Below are 22602 nucleotides of genomic sequence, written 5' to 3' on the forward strand. Positions count from 1 at the left end.
CGTCAATATCATAAGGCGCTTCAGTACTGCTGTACTTCATTTCTTAAGAGAGTTGCCATTTCAGAGGCTGACTTCGCGAAAGCAAGTTAACTGACCGCAAAAAAATAAAAACCAGAGAGCCTTGGGAATTTAATGGTAGTTCTGATGTCAAAGCTGCCGTTGAATGAAATTCAGACTTTTAGCGAAAGGGTAAAACAGGAGTTTCGATCACATGATAACAGAATTTATCACGGCATTAGGAGTGCTCTATCTTCTTGATTATTATTCAGAAGATATTCCAGGTACCCAGACCGAAACAGGGGTGGAAGTTTATCAATCGGTAAATAGTGAGACAGGCATAGAAAAATCAGGTGCTCAGACCGAGACAGGGGTGGAAGTTTATCAATCGGTAAATAGTGAGACAGGCATAGAAAAACCATCTCGAATTTCCGGCTTGGAAAAAATGATTATCAATGAGCTGATGGGTTTAGATGGAGAAACGTTACCTGAAGACTATGAATCCAGATTGTTTTCTTTAAATAGAAGGTCTTTAAAAGCGGGAGCTCTTTCTCTTTCTGATGGTGAGCTGGATAAGGTAGATCAAATCTTTGATTCAATAAAAGATCATATGAATGAGCTTTTCGAAGGCCCATTTCGGGCTGATCCGGAAGGAGTACAAGCTGCCAAAATTGAGGCTGTCTATGTTTACGCTTTTAGCCACAAAGCCACCACCCTGGAATGCCTCACATCAAACGATATCTGCCAACCCACCAATACCCGACATATAACGTATGATACTAAAAGCATAGCTAGCAGTAATAATAAAGATACCGTATTGGATAATTACAAAAGCATGTTTTCATTCGATAGGATTCTTAAACAATCCAAAGTAAGCTTCTTTGGCTATCAGCAACCAACATCCGGGAATCGCCATGAGTTGGACTTAACCCAAAAAGAATTATTACGTCAATGGGTGACTGATATTACATCGCTGTCCAGAGTCGTTCGTAAAGGTGAAGAATTCCCCGCTATGGGTTATAGGGCTGTATTTCTCATGAGTGACTCTAATAATAAAGATATTTTTATTGAAACCATTGGCAAAAGTTATACCCACGAATATAATGCCGAAGAATTATCTAATATGCTTAAAACTATTCCAGGAAAACAAATATCAAAGCTCACAGGGTTCGGCAAAAAACTGCATAAGAAAAATCAACCTTGAGGTTTTAGAGGAACTATTATTGGTCAGGCTCTCACAGTCATGATTGAAGAAAACGATAGTTCTAATAAACTGCACAGTAGAGAAGGCTAAATGATATGTTATTAAAAATTGTTGCATGTATAGGAGTGGGATATCTTCTTGGTTCTTTTTTAGACGGTAATCAAGACTCCCAGAGCATAACGAAAGAAGAATGGGTGGTGAAAGTTCAAAGCGAAAATAAAGGGTATCAATATGCCGATATAGAAGATAGGATCATCAAAAATCTGCCGTATTTAAATGGAAAAATTTTACCTAAAGACTATGAGTCCAGGTTTTTTACTTTAAGCAGGGGAAGTATTAATACTTATGCTTTTTCTAATGATGAACTGAATGAGGTCAATCAAATATTTGACTCAATTAAAAACTATGTTTTTGCCCGGTTAACCCATGGTGCTGGTATGGGACTGGAAAAAGATGCGAATGTTGATCTTGAGGCTGTCTATATCTATTTTTTTAGCCACAAAGCGACGACGCTCAACTGCCTCACTTCAGACGATATTTGCCCACCTATTGATCGCCAACACATAAGTACCAGTACCAAACACATAAGTGAAAATGACCATGAATGGTCAATGCGGCGTGGTTTCAAAGACATATTTTCATTCGATCATATATTAGATAACTCCAAATCGATAAAGTACAAAAAATTAAGTGGTGGAGAGCCTGCGGTAGTCCAGTGGGGGAGGACTAAAGAAGACTTGTATGAAACCATCATGGGTTTTTTAGAATTATCCAAAGTTATTGAAGAAGGTGAAGAGTTACCCACTATGGGGTACAGGGCTGTATTTGTTGTGTCTGGTGCTGATAAAGGCAAATATTATATTCATACAAGTTCAAGCAGACTCACTCTCAAGTTTGATACTGAAAAGTTAACAGAGATGCTCAAAACAATGACAGGCAAAGAAATATCAAGGCGCACAGGGTTGGCCAGAAAGCTGAACGAACTCTAACGGAACCGGAGGTTACTCCGGTTCAACTCTGAGATGCTTTTACAGCCCATCAGTTTCATATCCCGTTCCATTTCACTGCGCAGATTCCCCAGCGCCTTTTCAACGCCAGCCCTTCCGGCTGCTGCCAAAGCATAAAGATACAGGCGACCACCTGAGCAGGCTTTGGCACCCAGCGACAGGGCTTTAAGAACGTGTGTACCTCTTTGTATTCCCCCGTCGCATATCACATCAATCCGATCGCCTACTGCATCAACAATTTCTGACAGCTGATCAAAAGGAGCGCGTGAGCCATCCAGCTGTCGGCCACCATGATTGGAAATCATAATGGCTGCAGCGCCGATATCTATGGCCCTGCGTGCATCTGCAACCGACATGATGCCTTTCAGTACCAATGGCTTTTCCCAGTAGCGGGCAATTTCTTCGGCTGCCTGCCAGTCCATACTCTGATCCAGCATGGTGCTGAAGTAGTTACCGACCGAAATAGTAATACGGGTGCCTTCGCCAACATAGTCCTGAAGCTGTGGCAGTTCAAAGCCACCATGGTAAAAGTAGCTCAGAACCCAGGCCGGGTGACGGGCAAAACTCAGCAGACTCTGCAATGACAGTTCGGGGGGGATGGTAAAACCAGTGACAAGGTCCCTTTCCCTGTTGCCTCCCACGGCGGTATCCACCGTTAATGCGATGGCATCGAAACGGGCTGCCTTGCATCGGTCAATCATGTTACGGGTCAGGCCCTTGTCTTTATGCACGTAGAGCTGGAACAACTTCGGGGTTTTAATGGTTGAAGCAATCTTTTCTATGCTGGTGGTGCCCAGGCAAGATAAGCCAAAAAGCGTGCCGAACTGTTCTGCTGCTTTGCCTACCGCCATCTCACCTTCCTGATGAAAGAGACATTGCAGCGAGGTAGGCGATAAAAAGAGCGGCAGATCCAGATCCAGCCCCATAACCCGGGTAGAAAGATCAACCTGCTCTACACCTCTCAAAACATTGGGTACCAGGTCGCAGTTGGAATAAGCCTCGGTATTTCTGCGCAGTGTGGTCTCATCGTCGGCAGCGCCGTCGATGTAATGAAAAATGGGAGAGGGCAGCCGTCGGCGGGCGAGCTCCCGAAAGTCTCTGGTGTTGTGACAGTGTTTCAGGCGCATGGTTTCCCGGTGGGCCTCCCGTCGGTCACAGTGGAGTCGGATAATGAAAAAGGTTTTGCGTTTATTTATAGCATTGCTGCGAATCATATCAACAGCAGGCCAGCAAAATGCTCAAGAGTTAAAGCGTCGTGAGGAAGGGGAACGGAAAAAAAGCCAGGAGCGAGTCCTGGCAAGAAGGAGTGTTCTTGAATGTTATTGCTGTTCTCCTGAGAGCCCACAGCCTGCAAAAGCAGGTGTGTCCATGTCGATGTGGGCGACGGCCATCCGGACGTCGAAATTGCTTACATAGACCGCGTTGCGGTACCTGGCTGCCAGAACGGCCTCATTGAATCCGAAAAAGCTGAACAGTGTCAGTATGATCTGAAAGGTAATCCTTGTGCGTTTGAACATGGTTACTTCCCCGTGTGAACCAATGTAGAGCTGATCGTACGGGATTCAGGCAGGGGGTTGCATAACATCTTTGTCAGCGGTACTGACGAAGTCGAAAGTCCTCATAAGTTGAGTGGGGTTGTGAATTGGCTAACCTCAGGAATCGTCTGAGAGGCCCTGTTGTTCCTTGAGGTCTTCTACCCAGCGGAAGACTTCTGCCACAGGTTCAATCAAATCGCTGGGGATGTAACTGGCAATGTCGGTGTCAAACAGGGCGTGGGCCAGGGGGACATTCTCCAGAACGGGGATACCTTCCTTATCGGCAATTTTTACAATAAAGCGGGCACGTCCACCCCGGCCTTTAACCGTTACCACCGGCAGTGGCGTTACATCCTGTTTATAGTGCAGGCCGATCGCCAGGTGAGTCGGGTTTTTGATCACCACGTCTGATTTCTTGGTGTTTTCCGCTTCGTTAAGAATCTCCTGATGAATTTCTTTTCGTTTACCCTTGATTTCAGGGCTGCCTTCCATCTCTTTGTGTTCCCGTTTGACTTCATCTTTGGACATTTTATTTTCTTTGGTGAACTGATGTTTCTCGAAAAGATAGTCCAGTACCGAGATCACTATGAACGCGGCAATGGCATAGATCATCAGTTTTTTCATCAACACCCCGACCACGGGAAGAATACAGTCAGTACCGCAGTAGGGGAGGTTGACCATATCACCGAGACTGCCTTTGATGACGAAGTAAACAACGATGGAAAGAAACACAATCTTGATAACGGATTTGAAGAATTCCACCAGGTTCTTGATAGCAAAAATGCGCTTGAATCCGGCAATGGGGCTGATCTTTTTCAGATCGGGTTTGACTGACTCGCCAGCCAGCAGAAAGCCAAACTGCATAATGTTGCCGATGATGGCAGACAGCATGGAGACCATGACCAGAGGCAACAGCAGTTCGATGGATTTATCGAGAATACCCTGTGTGACAATCTTGAAAGCATCCTGAAAGTTTTCGTTATAAACCGTTGCGGGGAGGATCACCATTTCCTGAATCGTATTGAGGTAGGTATCGCTCATAAACCAGAGGGTGCAGACCACAGCGATAATGCCAAAGGTGCTCGATACCTCTTTACTCTTGGCGACCTGACCTTTTTTGCGGGCGTCACGCAGTTTTTTCGGCGTGGGTTTCTCAGTCTTTTCGCCGCTCATTTCCAGAGCTCTCCCACGGTTTTGAAAATCATGGGAATGCCTTCGTCATGCTTTTTGGCCAGTTGCAGAATCGTGCTGACGTAAACCACCAGAATGGCTGCGGCAACACCGGATTTGATCGGCATAGCCAGAATAAATACGTTGAGCTGAGGAGCAGAGCGGCTGATCAGGGCGATGCCAAATTCGGTGATAAACATGGAGATCACGACGGGGGCGGAAAGCCACATGGCCAGCCCAATAATCAGATTAAACTGGTTCAGGAAAAACGTGGTGGCTTCAGGGTTCAGCTTGGGATAGTAACTGAACACAGGCCACACGTCATAGCTGATGAACAAACTCTGTAGCAGCAGCAGGAATAAGCCGCTGACCATGAAAATGGCGGTAAAGGCCTGGGAGAACAGGACACCCATGGGGGAAGTTTCTGCGCCGGACAGAGGGTTCAGGGCGCTGGCCATGGAAGCACCCCGTTGGTTATCAATAAAGAAACCCGCTGATTCCAGTGCCCAGAACGGAATGGTGATGCAAAAGCCGATAATGGCCCCGATAAAGGCTTCTTTCAGAACCAGTCCGGCGGTGGCGTAAATAGTGATGCTGGCATCGGGTTTGTGTTCTGCCAGCATAGGGTGGAGAAACAGAACCAGACAGGCGCAAATACCGTTTCTCATCATAGCCCCCCCCAGCATGCGCTTGTGCAGGAAAGGGATCAGAGTGAACAGGGCAACCACTCTGGGCATGCCCATGGTAAAGACATAAAACCACTCTTTTAGCTCATCGATTGGGATGACCATGGCGGATTACCCGGTTAAAGGTCCGGTATTTTGTTCATGATGGCCAGAGAGTAATGATAAACCTCAATGCCCAACCATCGGGCAGTGGCAAAAATACTGATGATGACGGCAATCAGCTTGAAGGCGAAAGGCAGGGTTTGTTCCTGAATCTGAGTCAGGGCCTGAACCAAACTGATCAGCAGACCGATGCCAGCCGCAGCAATGATCGGCGGCATGGATAAAATCAGCGTCAGCATCAGCGCCTGGGCTGTCAGCTGAATGATGTCTGAATCAATCATAAGCTTTTCCCGTGGCTCCTAGCCGTAACTTAATACCAGCCCCTGAATCAAACGGGTCCAGCCGTCCAGCAAGACAAACAGGAGCAGTTTAAAAGGCAGGGATATCGTCATGGGAGAGACCATCATCATACCCATGGCCAGCAAGATGTTTGAGACGATCAGGTCGATGACAATAAAGGGCAGATAGAGCAAAAAGCCAATCTGGAAGGCCTTGGTCAATTCCGTGATCGTAAAAGAGGGCAATAACACAATAAAATCATCGCCCGAGAGTTCTTGCTGGTACTTTTTTGGCCACAAAAGACGAGCAGACTTCAGAAAGAAATTACGCTCGTTTTCATTGGTATTGTCTTTGAGAAACTGCTTGTAGGGGGCACTGGCCAGCTTGACGGATTCGATCCAGGACAGGTCTTCAAAATTAATCTTTTCAGGTTCCAGCAACTCATAAGACTGATAGCCTATGGGCGCCATAATGTAGAGCGTCAGGATAATAGCCAGGGCGTTCATGGCGATATTGGGAGGAATCTGCTGAAGACCGGTGGCGTTTCTGAGAATAGAAAAGACCACCACCAGTTTCAAAAAAGAAGTGCCCATGACCGCCACGAACGGAATCAGCGCCATCAGTGCCAGTGGCACCATCAGATAAAATGGGCTGGTTAAATTCAGTATGCCGCTTTCCATGGCGGGAACCTGCTCTACTGGATGTACTGCCTGGTTGTTAGGATTCAGCCTTGCCCGTCAGCTCGGTGATCCGGGCTCCGAGTCGGCCTTCTATTTCCACTAGCTGGCAATGACCAATCAGTTGGCCATTGGCCCTGATTCTTACCGGTGCTGCTATCGGATTACTGAGTTGGAAAACATACCCTGGCGTCAGGTTTTGCAGTTCTGCGAAGGTCAGCTGTTGCTCACCCACTTCGAACATCAGCATCACCGGCAAATCATGAAGATCAACAGGGGCAGCCGGTGCCGTTGCTTCACTGTCTGGCATAGGCTCTTCATGCTCTGTGTGCTCTTGGGCAGAATATTCTTCCATCGCCTGAAGCCTCTGTGAAATAGTGACCCGGGTATCCTCAAAAGTACCGAGAAAAGCAGTATTCTGTTTGATGCTTACAATGACCTCTGAATCACCGACATGCTGTTCCAGAAAAACAATGTCGCCTTCTTCCAGGTCATTGAGCTCACTGCGGTTCAGTAAGGTGCTGCCTTTTTGCAGGGATACCCATAAAGGTATATCGGGCAGCGGGATAGATTGATGAGGTGGAATTGACTTCAGCAGATTTTCTATTACCCCGGAATACTCAATCTGAATGCTTGAACGGATGTTTTCGGCTTCAAGGTTCACGGCAATTAAAGGGGCGTCGGTCTGCTCGGCAGGCTTTAGATGAGAGAGTGTAACAGACTGGCCTAACATCTGTCCCAGAAAATTAAACAGCGGGGTCAGGCTGCTGGCAATAGCCGCTTCACGAAGGCTGTCGGGCAGTTTTTTAATAATGTGATGGTCGAGCTTTTTAGGCAGAAGAAAATCCAGAACCTGTTGGCCGAGATAGAGTTTACTGGAGTAGCCAGCCAGTTCTATATCGGCCTGCCAACTGGATGTCTGTTGATCAAGACCGGCAAGAGAGACGGTGAATTCGATACCGTTCAATTGAATCTGATAGCGGGCTTTGCGATGGCACAGGAGTTGCCCCAACTGAAACTCAGTGGCTGATATTGATTCAAACGTCAGTGGTGTCGCTGCCATCAGTGTTTATCCGTTCTGTCAGGAGTCATTGTCTTCCTGTTCTTCTTCACCCACGTACTCCTGCTGGGAACGACCGTCACTCTGTTCGCCACCACCGCCTGACATGTTGATGTTGACCTGAACTTTTTCGCCCAGCTTTTCCAGGTTCTTCATCAAACTGGCTTCGTTGGCCACCAGAAAGTTATGGGAGTCTGCTGAAGAGGTATTCATGGTCACCTGGAGTTCACCTGAGATTCTCTGAATACGGATTTCGGTGCCCGGCAGAATGTTGTCTTTCAGGGTGATTCGAACTTCGGCTCCTTCGATAGCGTCTTTTGAGGACACCATGATTTTATCAACCAGCTTGTTGATGACTTCATTAATCTCTTTGGGGCCGCTGACGGCCTGAATGCTCTTCAGCTGAATGTCTGAGGCCTGCTGAGTTTCCCTGACCTGAGCGATCACATGCTCACTGCCATCAGGCAGAGACTGCATGACGGTTTCTTCCCTGACTCCCTTACCTTCCTTGCCTTCCTTTCCTTCATTGCCTTTTTGACCTTCATGGCCACCGCCCTGATCTTTAAACTTGCCTTCCAAGGCTTCCTTGGCACTTTTTCTGCGCTCTGCCATCAGGCTTTCAAGGCTTTGACCGTCTTTGGATTCCCCTTTGGCGCTTTTCGGGTCTTCCTTCTTTTTCATTTTTTTGGAAAAGTCAGAAGCCTGATCTTCAGAAACTTTCTGGCTCTGATTCTGGCTCTGATTCTGAGCAGGCTGGTGGTTGGTATTCTGCTGAATATTCTGATTGGAGTTGGTGGGTTGCATGATGGGCCTCCTTGCAATCTGGACACCCTAGAATTTCGGGCGAACAGTAAACTCTTCCATTTCCAGGTCTTCGAGGCGGGCGGCTTCTTTGGCGGCTTCCTCATCCTGAGCTTTGGTAAACGCTTCAAACTTTTCCACAGCCTGCATGGCTTTTATGTGATCATCACGAGCCTGCTCAAGCTGTGCCCTGGCCTTCTCGACATTTTGCCTGGCTTCGTTGATGGCCTGTTCCAGCAGGACATCCTTTTCACGCATCCGGGCTACTGAGGCTTTCAGCTGATCCAGCTCGTTCTGCTTTATCTCGGTATTGATAATGTTATCGTAGAGCCTTTGTTCTTCTTTACAGCGCCAGTCAATGTACTCTTCCAGTTCCTGCTCTTTGTTTTTGACTTCCAGCTGAGCCTGCTCCAGACGATATTCGCACTTACGCACTTCGTCCCGGGCAGATTTTTCACGAATCTGCTTAACCTTGAGAAGTTCGTGCATCATTCTGATCAGACTCCTACGACCTGACGCAGCTGCTGGATGGTGGTGTCATAGTCATTGAGTTCATCCGTGCGCTGTTTCAGAAAGGTTCGGATGGCATCTATTTTCCGCAAGGCTTCATCAGCGACGGCATCTGAACCTGCTTTGTACTCCCCGACCTTAACCAGCAGTTCAATCTCTTCGAACTTGGCCAGAAGCTCCCTGAGTTTGCCCGCTGCGGCTTTGTGCTCTTCAGGGGTGATGGCATTCATGACACGACTGGCGCTGGACAGCACATCAATAGCCGGATAATGGTTAGCGGCAGCCAGCTTTCTGGAAAGGATGATGTGTCCGTCCAGGATCGACCGGGTTTCATCGGCGACCGGTTCCGTCATATCATCCCCTTCCACCAGAACGGTATAGAGCGCCGTGATTGAGCCGGTATCTGACATACCGGCACGTTCCATTAACTTGGGCAGTGTGGCAAAGACCGAAGGTGGAAAACCCCGTCGGGTCGGCGGCTCACCCGCAGCCAGACCTATTTCACGCTGGGCACGGGCAAAACGGGTGACAGAATCCATCAGCAGCAGAACTTTTTTGCCTTTGTCCCTGAAATATTCTGCGACCGCCGTGGCGGTGTAGGCGGCCTTGGCTCTTTCCATGGACGATTTATCGGAAGTGGCAACGATAATAACGGATTTCTTAACCCCTTCCGGGCCCAGGTCGTGCTCGATAAATTCCCTGAGTTCCCGTCCCCTTTCACCGATCAGCGCCAGTACGGTGACATCCACCTCAGCGCCTTTTACCAGCATGGAGAGCAGCGTACTCTTACCACCGCCAGCGGCTGCGAAGATTCCCATACGTTGTCCTTCCCCGCAGGTCAGCACACCATCCAGAACTCTTAAGCCCAGCGGTAGCGGTTTATCAATGATCTGGCGAGTCATCGGGTCAGGACTGTCGGCATAAACCGGGTACCAGGTTTCAGGCTCTATTCCATCGAAGGCTTCCGGGTTTAAAGGGTTTCCCATCCCATCCAGCACGTGGCCCAGAAGGTGAGGGCCAACGCCGACATGGTGAACCTTACCCGTAGGAATGACTTCTGTGGTGGAAGAGATACCCATGATTTCGCCCATGGGAGACAGTACCGTTTCGTGACCCTGAAAACCTACCACCTCGGCGTAGCTGGTTTTGTCATCGTTGGGCGTCACCAGCTCACACAACTCACCAATCTTGACACCGGGAACCGCCGCTTTGATGATCATGCCCTGCACTTCGGTAACACGGCCCCGAATATCCAGAAGCCGACTGCTTTCAACCGCATTTTGAAGCGCTGAAGTGAGGTAATTAAGTGCTTCGGCCACGATCCCTGTCTCCTCTGTCACTCGTTGCTTTTGTTGTTTTTGTTGCTTTTTAGATCAGTTATTTAGATCAGTTAGAAAGTAAAAGAGGGCTGAATCAGCCCTCTTTTTTGGATGTTTTGATTAAGCGTCAGACCATCATGCCCATGTCTCCGGGTCCGCCGGGAGCGGTGGGGGGAGGCTTTGGACCACTTTGTTTAGGTGGGGCAGTGCCATCGCTTTCAGTATTATCCACTTCTGAGATCACCCACTCGAGGGTGTTGACGAACTTCTCCAGGGTGGATTCAAAGTTACCGTAATCCGATGAGGCCAGCATAGAGCGAATCAGCAGAACTTCGGACTTGTCATGGTTCAGGGCGTGGAAGGCCCCCTGCATGCTGTGATGCTGAAGGTTCAGTGACAGGAGTTTTTCATAAAGGCTGATTTTGGCATCGTCGTGAGCGTCCATGGGTTTTACCGAAGAAACAAATACCAAGGCTTCGTCTTCTTCCAGGTATTCCATATTCACAATCAGGGTATCATCAAAACAGAGACCGCAGGCATCGTGTTCATTTAAGCTGAGTTCGCCCAGACCGATGCTCTCTGCAAAATGCTGTATGTTCTCTTCTACATTTTGCTTGTAACTCATTCGAACCTACCCTCCAGTGGTGCTTAGTCAGAAACTGAAATAACGACAATTAACTTTTAGTATATATCGCTCTTTTGCGTTGCGTTGGAGAATTCCTGAATACCCGGTCCGGGGGAACTCCAAGACTTCACTAGAATCTTTATCGGTCAAAGTGGCGAACGCCTGTATACTTGTTTTAATTTTTTTATCGAATGAGCGGAACGTCGTTGAGTAGTGAGATTTTTTTGACCGATCAAAACAGCACCGATAACCTCTGGATGCGCGAGGCTCTGAAGGAAGCGGAAAAAGCCCGGGAAAAACAGGAAGTCCCGGTCGGGGCCGTGGTGGTCAGGGGAGACGAAATTATAGGCCGGGGTTTTAACCAGCCCATCAGTGGCTGCAATCCGGTGGCCCATGCTGAGATATTGGCCTTGCAGCAAGCGGCTGCCACCCTCAACAACTACCGATTGGTAGATTGTGAACTCTACGTGACCCTTGAACCCTGCACCATGTGTGCCGGAGCCATTATCCACAGTCGGGTAAAGCGTGTCATTTTTGGTGCCCTGGAGCCCAAGGCCGGGGCTCTGGTGAGTCAGAGCCGAACGTTGGAGCTGCCTTATATGAATTATCGGGTGGAAATGACGCCCGGGGTTCTTGAAGAGGAGTGCAGCGAAATGATTTCCTCTTTTTTCAGAGCCCGGCGTGAGGCTAAAAAAGCAGAGAAGAGGCGCTTGAAATTGTGTTGAGGTAAAACTTTCTATTAAGAGGGTCTGTCCTAGAATTAGCTTTTGACTGAAGGGTCGAGCCAAATCCTTTCTTTCAGTGAACTGATCTTTGAGAATAGGAGTACATTTTCATGAAAAAACTTATTCTGGCAATCCTGTTAGTTGTAGCACCCGCCATGGCTGCTGCAGAAATACGAGAAATTGGAAAAAAGTCATTGAACGAATGGGGCTCAAGAACTATAACCAGTTACTTTGACACTGTTTCTGAACAGTACTGTCTGATAGTTTATGATGGTAAGAATTCGGTTTTAGATTGCAAACCCATCCATAAGCTTTCAGGGCGGGCACAAAGAAACATTCTTGACGATAGTTACGTATCAAAGCCTTTCGATGGCGAAGGCGGAGCTTCTGAAGAGGGTAGTCTCAAAAACCATTAAAAAAAAACTAACAAAACCCGCAAATCAATCGCTGGTTTCCACACTGGCGTTTCGATTATCATACCGCACCTGATTATCTCCCTGAGTCCAGTTGAGGACGGTTGTTAATATGCTGATTTTGCGTGGTGCTCCGGCTCTCTCGCCGTTTCGCAGCCAAAAGCTGTTGGAAACCCTGCAACAGAGGATCCCTGAAGTTACCGGAGTTTTTGCTGAGTACCAGCACTTTGTCCGGATTGATGAGCCACTTTCCCATCAGGAAATGAACGTTCTGGAGCAGTTGCTCACCTACGGTCCCCGGATGCAGGAAGGCGAGTGCTCAGGTACTCTGTTTCTGGTTGTACCCCGTCCGGGCACCATTTCCCCATGGTCCAGCAAAGCCACCAACATCGCTGAAAATTGTGGTCTAAGCAAAGTTCATCGTATTGAGCGTGGTCTGGCTTATTACGTGTCTGCCGAAGAAGGTCTCAGTCAACACCAGAAAGAGGTAGTATCCAGCCAGATTCACGACCGCATGACCGAGGCTGTTCTGGCCGATTCCAGAGAAGCCGAGCGGCTCTTTGTCGAAACCGAGCCCGCGCCATTAACCCGTGTCGATATTCTGGAAGGCGGCCATGAGGCTCTGGTTGCCGCTAACCAGTCCCTTGGGCTCGCTTTGGCAGAGGATGAAATAGATTACCTGGTCACCAGCTATCAGGGATTAGAGCGGAACCCGACGGACGTTGAGCTGATGATGTTTGCCCAGGCTAACTCCGAGCACTGCCGTCATAAGATCTTCAATGCCACCTGGACCATCGATGGTGAACAGCAGGATCATTCTTTATTTCAGATGATCCGTAACACCCACAGTATGAACAGTGACGGTGTGCTCTCAGCTTACAAAGACAACGCTTCTGTGATTGAAGGCGCTAAAGCCGGGCGTTTTTTCCCGTCTCCTGAAAAGAAAACTTACCAGTATCATCAGGAAGACATTCATATCCTGATGAAAGTGGAAACACACAACCACCCCACAGCCATCTCGCCATGGCCCGGTGCGGCCACCGGTGCCGGCGGTGAAATCCGTGATGAAGGCGCCACCGGTCGAGGCTCCAAACCCAAGGCGGGTCTGACCGGTTTCTCCGTATCCAATCTCAACATTCCCGGTTACAAACAGCCTTGGGAAAAAGAGTACGGCAAGCCGGATCGCATCGTAACCGCTCTGGATATTATGCTCGACGGCCCTTTGGGTGGTGCGGGTTTCAATAACGAATTTGGTCGCCCTAACCTGTGCGGCTACTTCCGAACCTTCGAGGCAACGGTGAAAGGCTCTGCCGGAGATGAGGTAAAGGGTTATCACAAGCCCATCATGCTGGCGGGAGGTCTGGGTAATATCCGGGCAGATCATGTTGAGAAAGGTGATATTCCTGTTGGCGCCCAACTGATTGTTCTGGGCGGTCCCGCTATGCAGATCGGTCTGGGGGGCGGTGCGGCTTCCTCCATGGCGTCCGGTGAAGGACAGGAAGACCTGGACTTTGCCAGTGTTCAGCGTGACAACCCGGAGATGGAGCGTCGTTGCCAGGAAGTGATCGATCAATGCTGGCAGCTGGGTGACCAGAATCCCATCGCCTTTATTCACGACGTGGGTGCGGGTGGTCTGTCTAATGCGCTGCCAGAACTGGTCAGTGATGGTGGCCGTGGTGGTCGTTTCCAGCTCAGGGATATTCTTAGTGATGAGCCGGGTATGTCTCCGCTGGCACTCTGGTGTAATGAATCCCAGGAACGTTATGTGCTGGCAGTGGCACCGGAAAATATGTCGCTGTTTGCAGCCATCTGTCAACGTGAGCGTTGTCTCTACGCCGTTGTCGGGGAAGCGACCGAAGCGTCACATCTGCTGGTAGAAGACAGCCACTTTGATAACCAGCCAGTCGATATGCCTCTGGATGTTTTGTTGGGCAAACCTCCCCGTATGCATCGTGATGTGCAGACGGAAACGGTTCCGCAGGAGGCACTGGACCTTTCTGGAATAACTCTGGCAGAAGCTTCTGAACGGGTTCTCAAACTGCCAGCCGTGGCCAGCAAAAACTTCCTGATTACCATTGGCGACCGCTCTATCACTGGTCTGGTTGCCCGTGAGCAGATGGTAGGCCGCTGGCAGATACCTGTTGCTGATTGTGCGGTGACTGCTACCGCTTTTGATACCTATGCCGGTGAAGCCATGTCCGTGGGTGAGAGAACGCCGCTGGCACTGATTGATGCACCGGCATCGGGTCGTATGGCAATCGGTGAAGCGATTACCAATATTGCCAGCACCCGTATTGGCAAGTTGGGCGATATCAAACTGTCGGCAAACTGGATGGCTGCTGCGGGTCATCCGGGTGAAGACGCCAGGCTCTACGAAACCTGCAAAGCGGTAGGTATGGAGCTTTGCCCGGAGTTGGGTATTGCTATTCCGGTAGGCAAGGACTCTATGTCCATGAGCACCTGCTGGAAAGAGGGTGGTGTGGAAAAGCGTGGTGTAGAAAAGAGTGTTACCTCGCCGCTGTCTCTGATTATTTCGGCCTTTGCTCCTGTCACAGACATCCGCAAAACCGTCACCCCTGAGCTGCGCACCGATCAAGGCGAAACCGATCTGCTGCTGGTGGATCTGGGTCGTAATCAGAACCGTCTGGGTGGCTCGGCACTGGCACAGGTTTATAGCCAGGTCGGTGATGTGGCGCCCGATGTTTCCTCAGCGGAAGATTTGAAAAGCTTTTTCACCGGTATCCAGCAATGCCTGGAAGAAGGCCTGCTGCTGGCTTATCACGACCGCTCAGATGGTGGTCTCCTGACCACACTGCTTGAAATGGCCTTTGCCGGTCATACCGGTATTGAAGTCAATCTGGACAAACTGGCGGACTCTGAAGCAGCCATTATGCCAGCGCTGTTTAACGAGGAGTTGGGTGCCGTTGTGCAGGTTCGTCGGGCAGACAAAGGTAAGGTTAAGGATATTCTGGCCGAGCAGGGGCTGAGCTCTTGCGTGCATACCCTTGCTTCCCTGAGATCGGACCAGCGCATTAACGTTACTTTTGATGGTGAGCTGATCATTAGTGAAAGCCGGATTAAATACCAACGCTGGTGGGCTGAAACCAGTTATCGTATGCAGGCGCTGAGGGATAATCCCGAATGTGCCCGTCAGGAGTTTGATAACCTGCTGGATGACAGCGACACAGGGTTACACGTTTCTCTGCCTTTTGACATCAATAAAGATGTTGCTGCGCCAATGATTGCTACCGGTGCCAGCAAGCCTCAGGTCGCTATTCTGAGGGAGCAGGGGGTTAATGGCCATGTGGAAATGGCGGCAGCTTTTGACAAAGCGGGCTTCACCGCAGTGGATGTTCACATGAGCGACATTCTTTCCGGTCGCCGTGATCTGGCTGAATTCAAAGGGCTGGTAGCCTGCGGTGGCTTCTCCTACGGTGACGTTCTGGGGGCCGGGGAAGGCTGGGCGAAATCCGTGTTGTTTAACTCCATGGCCCGTGACCAGTTTGCGGCTTTCTTTGATCGTTCGGACAGTTTTGCCCTGGGTGTCTGCAATGGCTGTCAGATGCTGTCCAATCTCCATGAATTGATTCCCGGTGCAGAGCACTGGCCACACTTCGTCCGTAACCAGTCTGAGCAGTTTGAAGCCAGAACGGTGATGGTCGAAGTTCAGCAGAGCAAGTCTATTTTCCTCAGCGGTATGGAAGGTTCCAGAATGCCTGTTGCCGTGGCTCATGGTGAAGGTTATGCCGAGTTCAAAAAGGCTGATCAAATCCGGAAACTGTCTGAAAGTGGTCAGCTGGCCCTGAGATATGTGGATAACCAGGGACGGGCTACTGAGCGTTACCCCTACAATCCCAATGGTTCGGCTGAAGGGATTACGGGTCTGACCTCTGCCGATGGCAGGGTAACGATTATGATGCCTCACCCGGAGAGGGTATTCAGGGCAGTTCAGAACAGCTGGTACCCTGACAGCTGGGGTGAAGATTCACCCTGGATGAGAATGTTCAGGAATGCCCGGGTGTGGGTTGATTGAATGAATGAAGGGCGAGTAATAAAGGTGTAAACCATATAATTAAGCTGGGTGCTCGATCAGTATCCAGCTTTATTGACCATAATGCATGATTCAGCTTTGCTATTGTTAACTATTTTTAGCGGAAGCAGATATGTTTTCAGTATTGCAGATTTGGTTATACCGATTTCCAATAATATTGGCCGCTTTGTGCATAAATGCCGGATATTGCTGTGCTCATCATAGAGCTGAAGTTCAGACTCGTTGCGAAAAGATTTTAAAAGCATTTCCGGGTGTGTTTACTCATGTTGTTTTTCATGACGATCCGGGTGAGAGTCTGGGGAGTATTCAGGAATCCCAAAATACGCTGCATATTGTGACCAGAGATTACGCTCTGGATGTTCCGATTACCGTACCAGGCAATGCCATCAATGTGGGGATTGTTGGTGTTGCAACTGATGGCAAGTATCCAACGTTGTCATTGACAGGGACAATGTTTTCCACTGGCGTTAATGAATTTATTCGAGTTTCAGGCACTCGGTTATTGTATATTGATGGATTTGAACTGGATGTCGGTGGCAGCTTCGCTAACATTTACGGCTATCTTAATCATTTTATTCATGCCAGGAGCGACAGGGTTACACTGAAGAATCTGAAGTTATACAAAGCTGGCGAAAACGATCGTGCTATTTATGTGGAGCACTCCAAAAAATTGGAAGTCAGCTATTTAGAAATCTGGAGAGATGGGTACAGAGAACCACCATTGGTTGAAACCATAAAAAGAGATACAGAATCATTAAACTCGCCTGATATTGATAGCGATACTAATCAGTTAGACGATGCTGAGATTACTTTGATAGCGCTTGGTTTTTATATATCACTTTATATATCCCCGGCCATTTTAATATCATTATTATTTTATTTACCAGATCGCGATGTGCGGCACTATCACCTTGCACGACATCGAGGGTAAAGGACTTCCCTCGTTCCCAGTGGAAAGAATGGTTCTTCTTTCGATACACCGGAATGGGCGGCAAACACTCTGTCAATTAAATAAGGTGTACAAATAATCCAAAGGATCACGGAATTTCTTCCATTGGTTATAGGTTGTGTCGGTAAAGCTTTCTTCAAGTGAGTAACCATAAACCACATTGTTTGAAACACCATTGATCAGAGCGAGAGCCAATGCAGGAGCCAGAGTAAGAGCAATATTTCTCAATAAATGGTCTGAGTCCAGTGTTCGGCCTTGCTGCAATAGCAACCTCATGACTACGGCTCCGACTGCCATTCCGGCTATGGATTTAAATCCGACTTTATAGCTGACTCTAGGTGTAGCCACAGCTGCCGTGCCAAGTGCGGCTGTGGACAAAAATATATCTGATGTGTCGCCAGCACTAACAGCTATGTATCCGGCCATGGCGGTGGCCATTGATTCAGCTATAGCCCCGGTTCCGGTTAAGGCTGCTGAGCCTATGTCGATTCTGTCATTTCTGTTTGGATTGTATGCTGAAAAAGAGCTTATGGCTGATATTCTCTTTGTCAATGTAGCGGCTACCAGATAAGCAAAGGCTGCTTTTGCGTGTGTAGCACCTTTCAGGCGCATCTGATCATAGATTATTGCTCCGGCCATCATGCCAGCCACTGATGACAACAGGGTATATTCAGTACCAGCATAATTTAAAGATCGGATTGAATCTTTATCACGATGCCTGAAAGCCTGGATAGCAGAAGCTCCGGCTACGGTTCTTGCAATGACTTCATGGGTAAAGTAAGCGGCTGTGATTGTGGGTACAAGATGAGGTTCCTGGCTGGTATAGGCTTTATAACCCGTGTATGCGGTTCCTACAAATCGCAGCGGCTGCCACCAGGGCCGCTCATAAGGCCAGAGCGTTACCTGTCCAGCTAAAGCAACCTCTGTGGAGGTGATAATGGCTGCGAGTTGATTACAAAAAGATAATCTGAGCCCTCGTAACTCAATCTGTTCTGTACCTGACAGGTCAAAGTGATCTGCAAGGGCGGGTAACACCTCAAGTGATTTGCAGATGCCGTACCAGAATCCATAATTGATTACGGTGGAAGCGGCCAGCCCGGAACTGCTGGTTGCCAGTTTCAGACTGTCTTCAACTAAACCTGAATTATTGTAGTGGCTTAATAAGTTGAATTGTTCTTCTTTCAATGCGTTTGAATAAGCGACTGAACTAATCAATAAAAAGCATGAGAATAGTGATATTAGTTTAACGGATGTTTTCATTCTGTACTGCCTTGTATAGAGTGGCTGTCTTGAAACGCAAGATTAGCTCTCAGACATTCCTGCTAATAAAAAGTTTCCGAGAGAGGCTGGAAAAAGAGCCACTTTTAAAAGTGGCACCCTTGACTTTACTGGGCTGTAGCCAATTAGTGGTAAAATTTCCCTACAAATTCTGAGCAGTTACCTCGTTTCCACGCTCTGAGGGTGTCGCAAAACTCTGGTTCCCATGCTTTTAGGCCCGGGTCCCAGCGCGGGAACCCATACCTATCTAGCGCTTTATAGTCCGCTTTTCAGGGGAGGAATGCTCTCATATTCAGAGTGACCGGTTTGTTAAAATAAGTCACTGTGAGAACCAATGCGAGCCAATTGCAGTTTTCTATCGTGGGTGCGGTAGATCAATACCAAATCGGGTTTGATATGGCAGTCCCTGAAGCCGAGCCAGTCACCAACCAATGCATGATCCACATGGCGGGCATCCAGCGTTTGGCCTCGCTGTAACGTACCAATAACATGACCTGCGGCAATAATATCTGTAATGGCCAGTTTGGTGACCTTTTTAAAGTCCTTTTTAAACTGGTTGGAATATTCCAGGCTATACATCATTTACCTTGCCATCAGTCAGCTCATTGATTAAAGCACTGACGGATTCAGCGCTGTGGCCTTTGCCTTCATCCAGTTCTTTCATCGCAGCCACCGAGGTTTTATTGGGCTGCTGAACTCGCAGCTCAAAGGGGATTCCACCGTGATTGATTACTGCTTTAGCAAAAATATTAATAGCCTGAGAAGTACTTAAACCAACGGCTTCGCAGATATTAGTAAAGGCAGCCTTAGTATCGTGATCGATACGGGCACTGAGCATTTCCTGCCTCATGTTTTACTCTCCATAGGTTAAATTTGTATTACATTGCTATACATTGTAATACAAATTTTAGAAAGATATCGGCGATATTCAAGTGCCTACCTTTGCGACAACCTCGCTCTGCATGGGAATGCATACTCAGTTTTTGGGACAATTATCTTGACCTGCCTCGCATGTGCCAACATCCGGTTTTGGTACATAACTGTCACCGAGGATATTTTTTTTCGCCTGTTCTGAGAGCTTATGGAGAGCTTTGCAGTTCATAGCCGTCGCTTCACGAGCTTGGTACATAAGACAGTACTGCTCAGACACTGTGTCATAGAAACTTGTCACGGTTCCAAGTCGAGCGTTAAGGTCGTGCACAGCTAATATTTTCAGTTCAGCAACAGCTATGGTAGAAGCGGCAGCCAATAGGGCTGCCAGAATAAGTTTTTTCACTAGATATACTCACATGGTCGGATGGTTAAGGATCAAGTCACCAGAAAGTCAGGACTTGACCTCTTAATAAAAGGCCAATGTTTGGATAGTTCTTCTAATAAAAAGTTCCGGTGAGAGATCTGAATAGTAGCCATTTATTTTTTTCTGCGTCAGATAGCAGACAAGTTTTGAAACTCGGTTAACACAAAGTGATCAGTCATCCCGCTGACGTAATCAATCAATAATCTTGCCCGGTAATACCATTCCAGGTCATCCAGCTCCTTAGCGGAGTAATCACTGCCAGACAATGATTTCAGTGCTTGATGATACGCCATTTTATGTTTGCCAGAGAGTCGGTGGTAAAGGCGTTGCTCGATAAAATGCCGACTGGAATCTTTTTCAGTAATGCTGACAAACTCGTCACGGGTGAGTTCCAGTAAAGGCTGGAAAATATCCATCAGTCCCATCAGGGCAGCGTAGCCCCTGAGCTCGGGTGTTTCCTTTTCCATGCTGGTGAAGACGTAGCGGATGGCGACGGTTTTCAAGGTATCCAGAGCCAGATGCTGGTCGGACTGGCCGTCGATCAGAGGCTCATCCAGAGTGCCATCGAAGACGGCCTGATGCTGTTGCAGGTAACGATTCGCCGCATAATCCACCAGATCTCTGACCAGACGGGTGCGCAATCGGACAATAAACTCCTGTTTGTTATCGCCTGCTCGCTTGATGGCCGATTCCATGATGTTGGGCAGATAGTCATTATCTTCAGTAAACTCTTCCCAGACTTCATAGAGTCCGAAGCGAAGATCGCGGAAAGAGAGAATTCCTTTGTCGACAGCATCTTCCAGATCGGCAATGCAGTAGGAAATATCATCAGCGGCTTCCATGATGTAAACCAGGGGAAAGCGGCAACCCTCATCAATCGCCAGCTGCTGCCAGATGTTGCGCACCAGATCGGCTTCTGAAAAATAATAACCCGGCTTTTTCTTGCGATAGGCATCGGGTGCATCTTTTGCAGGTTTTGGCTGGTAGGGCGTGCGGGTGTATTTCATAAGCGCACCCATCTGGGAATAGGTCAGGTTCAGATCCTGCAGGTGATGAATAATTCTTAACGCCTGGGCATTGCCTTCGTAGATGTACAAATCCGGCAGCAGGGTTGATTCCAGCAAAGCTGACCGGGCTCGCTGACCTTTGAACGCTTTTTCATGACAAAGCCCGGCTTTATCCTGCATCCAGCGGCTGATGGCAGCCTCTCCAAAATGGCCGAACGGAGGGTTGCCGATGTCATGCATCAGGCAGGCCATCTCGACCAGGTTGATAAAAGCTGTTTCCTGATGTTCCAACCCCAGTGATGCTAATTGACCCGCTTCTGACAGGCGCTGAAGAATGGTTTGTGCCAGAAAACGACCGGTTTGTTGCACTTCCAGAGAGTGGGTTAGACGACTGCGGACAGCGGCATTGGTTTCCAGAGGGTAAACCTGGGTCTTCTGTTGCAGTCGGCGTATGGCGGCGGACTGAATGATCCGGCCCCGGTTACTCTCGGTTTCCGTAAACAGATCCCGATCCGGGTCAGCAGAACTGACTCTGGGGCGAATGCAGGTGAGCTTGGTAAGGTAGTTCATGCTGATCTTAGTCGGCAGGAAACTTTTGAAGGTGAGGTTTGTCATGGTTTTTCCGGACACTGCCCTTCGAATATCAACTGAGCGTATTCCCGCTCCAGGTACCCCGGCTTGTCAGTAAAGTAATGCAACAGCAGCTCATCGGCAAGCCTGCGATCCGCCTCGGGGCATTCCACTTTGTAATTGAGGATAGACAGCATTTTGCAGTTAATATTGAAAATCCAGTTCTGTACCGTACTGGATGGATGAATGGAATCAACATAAAAATGATCACTGCGGTTTTTACAGGGGCTCGCCTTGTAACTTTCGCAGATATCTACTGGGGCATTATCAGAACAGCCTCTGAAGCTGACATCCAGACAGGGTGTATCGGTGTCGACGCCTCGCTTTCGAGCTTGTTCTAACATAACGTCAAACATTCTGCTGTAATCGAAAAATAACAGTAGCAGGTCTGGGTACTTTTTTTTCAGCTGGAAAAACGTTTTTATAGCCAACCGGTTATGGTTAATGATGACCTTACGCACTTCGTGTCGGTCTTCTGAATGGCGCAGGCAAGGGGTTTTGGTGACATCCGGCAGGGTTCCCCAAAAAATAGTTCTCACTCCATGGGCATAGAGATTGTCAATCGCTGCCGACAGTTTGGCGACCACCAGAGGGTAATTCCAATAACGGTTGAGGTAATCATTAGCGCCGCCCGCCAAAATAAAAACCTGATTCTCAGAAAAGGGCGCATGATGCCGCACCAGATAATTCACCTGTTCCTCAACTGAACTCAAAATGGGTTTCCCGCCCTGAATACTGTTGGCAAGAAAGCTGATGTTGGCCAGCTGGCTTTCATCAGAAAGAAACGACCAGAAAAAATCTATTAGCACTTCTGAAAAGCCCACCATGGTACTGCCACCATGGGACTGATCAACATATTGGTTTTTATCGAAGATATTCAGATACAATGCCCTGGCGACCAGCTCTGGAGCCATCAGGCCATCACAAAAACGCCCACCGTGATAATTAGCGCCGGGCATGGCGCCACAAAAACTACCAAAAATAAAGCCCGGTAATATGAGACCGCTCCAGGGATAAAGTGACTTTTGACGTTCGTCCAGGGTAGCACTGCCTTCAAGAAATCGACTGTAGTTGTAGAAATTCCCGGAATCAACGGTGCTGTCACCTACCACAAAGACATGGCTGATAGGCAGAGGTTCACGGGCACAAAAACGTTCAGTGAGTTTTGGATAAAACAGCTTTTCATACGCCAAACCGGGTAACGATAACAGTACTAACAACACACCCAGCCATCTACATATCATATAAAATCCTAAAAGCTGTTTAGTAGAGCGCTGAGA

At 48.4% G+C, this 22602-nt stretch carries 23 protein-coding genes; 6 read left to right on the top strand and 17 right to left on the bottom strand.

Going from position 1 to position 22602, the window contains the following annotated elements:
- Positions 1 to 211: 211 nt before the first annotated feature.
- Together K7B67_RS03735 and K7B67_RS03740 are read left to right on the top strand one after the other, a co-directional pair.
- A complete protein-coding gene (locus K7B67_RS03735; RefSeq protein ID WP_252179036.1) occupies positions 212 to 1201 on the top strand; it encodes a hypothetical protein in 990 nt (329 codons plus the stop codon).
- 95 nt (positions 1202 to 1296) lie between these two features.
- Positions 1297 to 2190, top strand: a complete 894-nt coding sequence (locus K7B67_RS03740; protein ID WP_252179037.1) for a hypothetical protein — start codon at positions 1297 to 1299, stop codon at positions 2188 to 2190.
- On the opposite strand, the gene K7B67_RS03745 is transcribed toward K7B67_RS03740, so the two are convergent.
- The 11 genes from K7B67_RS03745 to K7B67_RS03795 all read right to left on the bottom strand — a co-directional run bounded on the left by K7B67_RS03745 (position 2187) and on the right by K7B67_RS03795 (position 10972).
- Positions 2187 to 3335 (bottom strand): alpha-hydroxy acid oxidase, encoded by a 1149-nt coding sequence (locus K7B67_RS03745; protein WP_252179038.1) that lies wholly within the window; start codon positions 3333 to 3335, stop codon positions 2187 to 2189. The genes K7B67_RS03740 and K7B67_RS03745 overlap by 4 nt on opposite strands.
- Before the next feature lie 192 nt (positions 3336 to 3527).
- Complete coding sequence (locus K7B67_RS03750; RefSeq protein WP_252179039.1) at positions 3528 to 3725, bottom strand: hypothetical protein; 198 nt, start codon at positions 3723 to 3725, stop codon at positions 3528 to 3530.
- A gap of 135 nt (positions 3726 to 3860) precedes the next feature.
- Positions 3861 to 4916 carry a type III secretion system export apparatus subunit SctU gene (sctU, locus tag K7B67_RS03755; protein WP_252179040.1) on the bottom strand — a complete coding sequence of 352 codons (1056 nt, stop codon included), beginning with the start codon at positions 4914 to 4916 and terminating at the stop codon, positions 3861 to 3863.
- A complete protein-coding gene (sctT, locus tag K7B67_RS03760) occupies positions 4913 to 5704 on the bottom strand; it encodes a type III secretion system export apparatus subunit SctT (protein WP_252179041.1) in 792 nt (263 codons plus the stop codon). Before sctT ends, sctU begins: the two co-directional genes overlap by 4 nt.
- A 14-nt stretch (positions 5705 to 5718) precedes the next feature.
- Positions 5719 to 5982, bottom strand: a complete 264-nt coding sequence (sctS, locus tag K7B67_RS03765) for a type III secretion system export apparatus subunit SctS (RefSeq protein WP_252179042.1) — start codon at positions 5980 to 5982, stop codon at positions 5719 to 5721.
- Between the two features lie 18 nt (positions 5983 to 6000).
- Positions 6001 to 6660, bottom strand: coding sequence for a type III secretion system export apparatus subunit SctR (gene sctR / locus K7B67_RS03770; RefSeq protein WP_252179043.1), 660 nt, complete (start codon positions 6658 to 6660; stop codon positions 6001 to 6003).
- 37 nt (positions 6661 to 6697) lie between these two features.
- Positions 6698 to 7720 (bottom strand): type III secretion system cytoplasmic ring protein SctQ, encoded by a 1023-nt coding sequence (gene sctQ, locus K7B67_RS03775; RefSeq protein ID WP_252179044.1) that lies wholly within the window; start codon positions 7718 to 7720, stop codon positions 6698 to 6700.
- Positions 7721 to 7738: 18 nt separating this feature from the next.
- Entirely contained in the window at positions 7739 to 8521 is a 783-nt protein-coding gene (locus K7B67_RS03780; RefSeq protein ID WP_252179045.1) for a type III secretion HpaP family protein, read from the bottom strand.
- 27 nt (positions 8522 to 8548) lie between these two features.
- Complete coding sequence (locus K7B67_RS03785) at positions 8549 to 9010, bottom strand: YscO family type III secretion system apparatus protein (RefSeq protein ID WP_252179046.1); 462 nt, start codon at positions 9008 to 9010, stop codon at positions 8549 to 8551.
- A gap of 5 nt (positions 9011 to 9015) precedes the next feature.
- Complete coding sequence (gene sctN / locus K7B67_RS03790; protein WP_252179047.1) at positions 9016 to 10347, bottom strand: type III secretion system ATPase SctN; 1332 nt, start codon at positions 10345 to 10347, stop codon at positions 9016 to 9018.
- A 127-nt stretch (positions 10348 to 10474) separates the two neighbouring features.
- Positions 10475 to 10972 carry a type III secretion system chaperone gene (locus K7B67_RS03795; protein ID WP_252179048.1) on the bottom strand — a complete coding sequence of 166 codons (498 nt, stop codon included), beginning with the start codon at positions 10970 to 10972 and terminating at the stop codon, positions 10475 to 10477.
- A 224-nt stretch (positions 10973 to 11196) separates the two neighbouring features.
- Between K7B67_RS03795 and tadA the strand changes: the two genes are divergently transcribed.
- The 4 genes from tadA (at position 11197) to K7B67_RS03815 (ending at position 17092) form a co-directional block, all read left to right on the top strand.
- On the top strand, positions 11197 to 11697 hold the full coding sequence (tadA, locus tag K7B67_RS03800) for a tRNA adenosine(34) deaminase TadA (RefSeq protein WP_252179049.1): 501 nt from the start codon (positions 11197 to 11199) through the stop codon (positions 11695 to 11697).
- A 110-nt stretch (positions 11698 to 11807) separates the two neighbouring features.
- Complete coding sequence (locus tag K7B67_RS03805; RefSeq protein ID WP_252179050.1) at positions 11808 to 12113, top strand: hypothetical protein; 306 nt, start codon at positions 11808 to 11810, stop codon at positions 12111 to 12113.
- Between the two features lie 109 nt (positions 12114 to 12222).
- On the top strand, positions 12223 to 16143 hold the full coding sequence (gene purL, locus K7B67_RS03810) for a phosphoribosylformylglycinamidine synthase (protein ID WP_252179051.1): 3921 nt from the start codon (positions 12223 to 12225) through the stop codon (positions 16141 to 16143).
- Between the two features lie 130 nt (positions 16144 to 16273).
- Positions 16274 to 17092: a hypothetical protein gene (locus tag K7B67_RS03815; protein ID WP_252179052.1), complete on the top strand. Its 819-nt coding sequence runs from the start codon at positions 16274 to 16276 to the stop codon at positions 17090 to 17092.
- 72 nt (positions 17093 to 17164) lie between these two features.
- Here K7B67_RS03815 and K7B67_RS03820 read toward each other — a convergent pair whose 3' ends face one another.
- The 6 genes from K7B67_RS03820 to K7B67_RS03845 form a co-directional block, all read right to left on the bottom strand.
- A complete protein-coding gene (locus tag K7B67_RS03820; protein ID WP_252179053.1) occupies positions 17165 to 18370 on the bottom strand; it encodes a hypothetical protein in 1206 nt (401 codons plus the stop codon).
- Between the two features lie 327 nt (positions 18371 to 18697).
- On the bottom strand, positions 18698 to 18970 hold the full coding sequence (locus K7B67_RS03825) for a type II toxin-antitoxin system YafQ family toxin (RefSeq protein WP_252179054.1): 273 nt from the start codon (positions 18968 to 18970) through the stop codon (positions 18698 to 18700).
- Positions 18960 to 19238 carry a type II toxin-antitoxin system RelB/DinJ family antitoxin gene (locus K7B67_RS03830; RefSeq protein ID WP_252179055.1) on the bottom strand — a complete coding sequence of 93 codons (279 nt, stop codon included), beginning with the start codon at positions 19236 to 19238 and terminating at the stop codon, positions 18960 to 18962. Before K7B67_RS03830 ends, K7B67_RS03825 begins: the two co-directional genes overlap by 11 nt.
- 126 nt (positions 19239 to 19364) lie before the next feature.
- Positions 19365 to 19664, bottom strand: a complete 300-nt coding sequence (locus tag K7B67_RS03835) for a hypothetical protein (protein ID WP_252179056.1) — start codon at positions 19662 to 19664, stop codon at positions 19365 to 19367.
- A gap of 149 nt (positions 19665 to 19813) precedes the next feature.
- Positions 19814 to 21307 (bottom strand): dGTPase, encoded by a 1494-nt coding sequence (dgt, locus tag K7B67_RS03840; RefSeq protein WP_252179057.1) that lies wholly within the window; start codon positions 21305 to 21307, stop codon positions 19814 to 19816.
- Entirely contained in the window at positions 21304 to 22566 is a 1263-nt protein-coding gene (locus K7B67_RS03845; RefSeq protein WP_252179058.1) for an SGNH/GDSL hydrolase family protein, read from the bottom strand. The genes dgt and K7B67_RS03845 overlap by 4 nt, the downstream gene beginning before the upstream one ends.
- Positions 22567 to 22602 lie beyond the last annotated feature (36 nt).

The sequence above is a fragment of the Endozoicomonas sp. 4G genome (genome assembly GCF_023822025.1).
GTDB lineage: Bacteria > Pseudomonadota > Gammaproteobacteria > Pseudomonadales > Endozoicomonadaceae > Endozoicomonas_A.

Excerpts from the sequence above, each read along its gene's own strand:
- K7B67_RS03750 (WP_252179039.1), bottom strand. The coding sequence starts at position 3,725 with ATGTTCAAACGCACAAGGATTACCTTTCAGATCATACTGACACTGTTC.
- K7B67_RS03795 (WP_252179048.1), bottom strand. The coding sequence starts at position 10,972 with ATGAGTTACAAGCAAAATGTAGAAGAGAACATACAGCATTTTGCAGAG.
- K7B67_RS03815 (WP_252179052.1), top strand. The coding sequence starts at position 16,274 with ATGTTTTCAGTATTGCAGATTTGGTTATACCGATTTCCAATAATATTG.
- K7B67_RS03735 (WP_252179036.1), top strand. The coding sequence starts at position 212 with ATGATAACAGAATTTATCACGGCATTAGGAGTGCTCTATCTTCTTGAT.
- K7B67_RS03845 (WP_252179058.1), bottom strand. The coding sequence starts at position 22,566 with ATGATATGTAGATGGCTGGGTGTGTTGTTAGTACTGTTATCGTTACCC.
- sctQ (WP_252179044.1), bottom strand. The coding sequence starts at position 7,720 with ATGGCAGCGACACCACTGACGTTTGAATCAATATCAGCCACTGAGTTT.
- K7B67_RS03825 (WP_252179054.1), bottom strand. The coding sequence starts at position 18,970 with ATGATGTATAGCCTGGAATATTCCAACCAGTTTAAAAAGGACTTTAAA.
- sctU (WP_252179040.1), bottom strand. The coding sequence starts at position 4,916 with ATGAGCGGCGAAAAGACTGAGAAACCCACGCCGAAAAAACTGCGTGAC.
- dgt (WP_252179057.1), bottom strand. The coding sequence starts at position 21,307 with ATGACAAACCTCACCTTCAAAAGTTTCCTGCCGACTAAGATCAGCATG.
- K7B67_RS03740 (WP_252179037.1), top strand. The coding sequence starts at position 1,297 with ATGTTATTAAAAATTGTTGCATGTATAGGAGTGGGATATCTTCTTGGT.
- K7B67_RS03785 (WP_252179046.1), bottom strand. The coding sequence starts at position 9,010 with ATGATGCACGAACTTCTCAAGGTTAAGCAGATTCGTGAAAAATCTGCC.
- purL (WP_252179051.1), top strand. The coding sequence starts at position 12,223 with ATGCTGATTTTGCGTGGTGCTCCGGCTCTCTCGCCGTTTCGCAGCCAA.
- K7B67_RS03830 (WP_252179055.1), bottom strand. The coding sequence starts at position 19,238 with ATGAGGCAGGAAATGCTCAGTGCCCGTATCGATCACGATACTAAGGCT.
- K7B67_RS03745 (WP_252179038.1), bottom strand. The coding sequence starts at position 3,335 with ATGCGCCTGAAACACTGTCACAACACCAGAGACTTTCGGGAGCTCGCC.
- K7B67_RS03780 (WP_252179045.1), bottom strand. The coding sequence starts at position 8,521 with ATGCAACCCACCAACTCCAATCAGAATATTCAGCAGAATACCAACCAC.
- K7B67_RS03820 (WP_252179053.1), bottom strand. The coding sequence starts at position 18,370 with ATGAAAACATCCGTTAAACTAATATCACTATTCTCATGCTTTTTATTG.
- sctT (WP_252179041.1), bottom strand. The coding sequence starts at position 5,704 with ATGGTCATCCCAATCGATGAGCTAAAAGAGTGGTTTTATGTCTTTACC.
- sctS (WP_252179042.1), bottom strand. The coding sequence starts at position 5,982 with ATGATTGATTCAGACATCATTCAGCTGACAGCCCAGGCGCTGATGCTG.
- K7B67_RS03805 (WP_252179050.1), top strand. The coding sequence starts at position 11,808 with ATGAAAAAACTTATTCTGGCAATCCTGTTAGTTGTAGCACCCGCCATG.
- sctR (WP_252179043.1), bottom strand. The coding sequence starts at position 6,660 with ATGGAAAGCGGCATACTGAATTTAACCAGCCCATTTTATCTGATGGTG.